The 3,508-nt window shown below is 38.2% G+C and carries 3 protein-coding genes and 1 pseudogene; 3 read left to right on the forward strand and 1 reads right to left on the reverse strand.

Features of this window, described 5'->3' with window-relative positions; translation table 11 throughout:
- Positions 1-506, reverse strand: a pseudogene (locus AB685_RS28655) (STAS domain-containing protein); the annotation flags it as partial.
- Between the two features lie 235 nt (positions 507-741).
- Here AB685_RS28655 and AB685_RS32465 point away from each other — a divergent pair.
- The 3 genes from AB685_RS32465 to AB685_RS28670 all read left to right on the forward strand — a co-directional run.
- A complete protein-coding gene (locus tag AB685_RS32465) occupies positions 742-1,332 on the forward strand; it encodes a peptidoglycan-binding protein (RefSeq protein WP_082153814.1) in 591 nt (196 codons plus the stop codon).
- A gap of 195 nt (positions 1,333-1,527) precedes the next feature.
- Positions 1,528-1,869, forward strand: a complete 342-nt coding sequence (locus AB685_RS28665) for a general stress protein (RefSeq protein WP_047974011.1) — start codon at positions 1,528-1,530, stop codon at positions 1,867-1,869.
- Between the two features lie 285 nt (positions 1,870-2,154).
- On the forward strand, positions 2,155-3,508 hold a 1,354-nt coding region (locus AB685_RS28670; RefSeq protein WP_053073995.1), incomplete at its 3' end, for an aspartate aminotransferase family protein.

Here is a 3,508-nt window from a genome sequence, read left to right on the forward strand (position 1 = left end):
ATGCCTTCCCTCACTGGAACGATAGGAGAGGAGAGCTCCTCCATTTCCTTTTGCATTTCTTTTTTATATTTTTCAGTTAAACGCTCGTAAGCAATCACTGTTTCATCTAAACTAATATCGAGCATTTCATTAATGCGTGTGAAGACATATAAGGAGTCATGTAAAGAGAGTTCAAATTGACTACTAAGTTCTTCTACCAATTCAGCAAATACTTCCCGTGTAGGTGGATAACGAACGATAATATCAGAAATATTCCCTTCAGCTACGACGATCGCTTCAGCATTTTGTTTACTCCATTCAATTAGGGCAGTAGGTACGCCTTTTTCACCACTTTCAAGCGTATCTCCTATAAATGACATAAATGTCGTATACATTGAAATGGCAGTATTGTGTTCYTCCGTTGAGATSGTTAGTTGAAGCTTATCAAGTACATTCTCTACCACTTGCTCGGCAAGTAGTAAAGCATCCTCTTTAAAATGATTCGTAAGATTGGATAATGATGACATGGTTCTTTAAACCTCACTTTCTTGTTTTATTATAGAACAAGAAATCCTATTGTAAAGGTAAAAAATTGGGTATGGAGAATAATTTTTTCCTCTTTTCTTTCGCCTACACAATGAGTCGTTGATTTCACTTTGGGATAGATGAAAAATTCTCACCTCACTTACAAATATCCAAAGTTTTATAAATATTTCAAAATAATTGAAACTTTATCGACTTGGCACGCGTCTTATTATCGTAATGAATAAATTATTATGGGAGATGATTTCTTTGAAGAAATGGAAAAAAGTATCGGCAGCGATTTTGACAGCTTCAGTGTTAATGGTTGGTGTTCCTGCAGGGGTTGGGGCACAGGAGAATATTCCGTACATTTTTGATCTATCCCAATCTGGTACATTAAAAGAAGGATCAAAAGGAGAGAATGTTAAGATCATGCAACGTGCATTAAATAGAGAAGTGGGATCAAAGCTAACTGAGGATGGCGTATATGGACCGAAAACCAAAACGGCGGTTCTTGCTTTCCAAAAGTCAAAATCTGACTTGGTGAATGATGGGGTATACGGTCCGAAAACTCATGCAGCTCTTTCTTTAGAATTTAATACATTTGGTTTTGCAGATGAAGTGTTAAGAGAAGGAAGTCGTGGGGAAGCGGTTAAGACTCTCCAAAAAGGGTTAAACGACATGAGTTACAATGTTGCAGAAGATGGCATTTATGGACCTRAAACGAAAGCAGCCGTAATTAAATTCCAACAACGTTTTCCTGATTTAGCGAATGACGGTATCTTTGGTCCACGAACAAAGGATGTTATGGATAAAGTGTTGAACAGTTAAAACGATTGACAAGGAGAAGGAGCACCTGAATGGTTTCAGGTGCTTTTTTAATGTTACTGATAAGTAACCTTTTTTCTCCTTCTTTTTTCTCATTTTTCACATTTGGAGATTTGAATGAGTGAGGAAGGGTACATAAATGTTAAGAAGCCATTAAAAGTAGCTTATAAGATTTAACAACTTGAGGAGGAAATGAAATTGAAACCATTATTTAAAGTATTCCACAACGACGAAACAATGGAAAAATCAATCGGCAAGTTAAGAAAAGATGGTGTGAGGGATGATGATATCTATGTACTCTCGCATGATAACGACCATGAAAGAAGAACGAGGAAAGAAACTGATGCAAATAAGATCGGAGTTAGTGAAACAGGCGTCGGAACAGCCTTAAAAAATGTCTTCCGTAGCAAAGGAGATACGCTACGTGCGAAAATGAAAGAAATTGGCTTTGAAGCTGACAAAGCGGATGAATTAGAAGAAGAGTTAGATAAAGGTAAATCATTACTCGTGGTCACGAACCAAGAGAGAGTTGGATTTTAAAATTTAACTAACCTGAGGCTGCTTAGAGTCATATCTAGCATAAGAAAAAGAACGTGTGTTGAATCTATTTCATCATACGTTCTTTTTTGTGTGTTAAGTCCTGTGCCAAAGTACGTGAATGAGGGCAATAAGAGTTTTTTACTGATAAATGGGTGACAATCTTACTGAATTCCCAAACTTAATTGACAATGATTATCATTTCAACTAACATAGCCAACAAGAGTTAGTGATAATGATTTTCATTATCTTTTATCTTAAAAATAAGATCAACCAGGAGGTAAAAGAATGGGACTAAGTCAAGTTGACCTTCGATATCCATTTACACAAGTTACGGAACAACAACATAGATTTGATCGCTATTTTCTACATAACCAAGCAGAAGGAATAGATTACTACCAATTGGCAATGAGGTCGGCTGAGGCTGCTTTAGTCGAGCAGTATGCAACTAATGAGAAGCCTTATAGTGGACTCGTTCCTGAAACGTTTGAACATCTATTCGACGAATCTTTTAATGAGATGTTACCAGAAGAGGGGGCTTCCATTGAGAATCTATTAAAAAAGGTGGGAGAAACGATTGTGGCWCATTCGATTCAAGTTGCTAACCCGAGATGTTTGGCTCATCTTCATTGCCCGCCATTAAGTTCAGCGCTTGCAGCAGAAGTGTTAATCAGCGGAGGGAACCAATCAATGGACTCGTGGGATCAAAGTGCTTCCGCTTCAATCGTTGAAGAAAAAATGGTGCGCATGTTGAGCGATTTATTTTTTAAAGAAGATCGAGCTGATGGAGTATTTACAAGTGGTGGTACGCAATCTAATTTGATGGGATTATTACTGGCTAGAGACCGCTTCTTACAACAGGAACTGAATTGGAATGCACAGCGAAATGGTCTCCCGTTAGAAGCTAGTAAACTACGAATCTTTTGCTCGGAAGCTGCGCATTTTACCGTTCGTCAATCTGCTTTTTTACTGGGCTTAGGAGAGCAAGCGGTTATTCCGGTTGAAACGGATGAGCATCAGCGTATTTCCATCGAAAGCTTAAAGCATCACTTGAAGGTAGCAAGTGATGAGGAACTCCTTCCATTTGCCTTGGTTGCAACTGCTGGAACAACCGATTTTGGAAGCATCGACCCACTTAATGAATTGGCGAGAATAGCTGATGAGCATCATATGTGGTTTCACGTCGATGCTGCGTATGGAGCGGCGTTGATGCTAAGTGAGAACCACAAGCAAAAATTAGCAGGAATCGATCACGCTGACTCAATCACTGTTGATTTTCATAAATTATTTTATCAACCAATTAGTTGTGGGGCCTTCTTATTAAGAGATAGTGCAAATTTTGATTATCTTAAACTTCATGCAGATTATTTAAATCCTGAAGATGATGAGAAAACCGGTATTCCGAATCTCGTGACTAAGTCGATTCAGACAACTAGACGATTTGATGCATTAAAGTTGTTTGTCTCATTCCAAGCCTTAGGGAGAAAGATATTTGCCGAGATGATAGACTATACGATTGATTTAGCAAAAGAAACAGCATTAATTCTTGATGATGATTCTCAGTTTGAACTTGTTAACCAGCCTGAGATCAATGCCGTGGTCTTTCGCTACAATCCCAAAGAAGAGAGAAGAGAAGAGTGGC

The organism is Bacillus sp. LL01 (genome assembly GCF_001037965.1).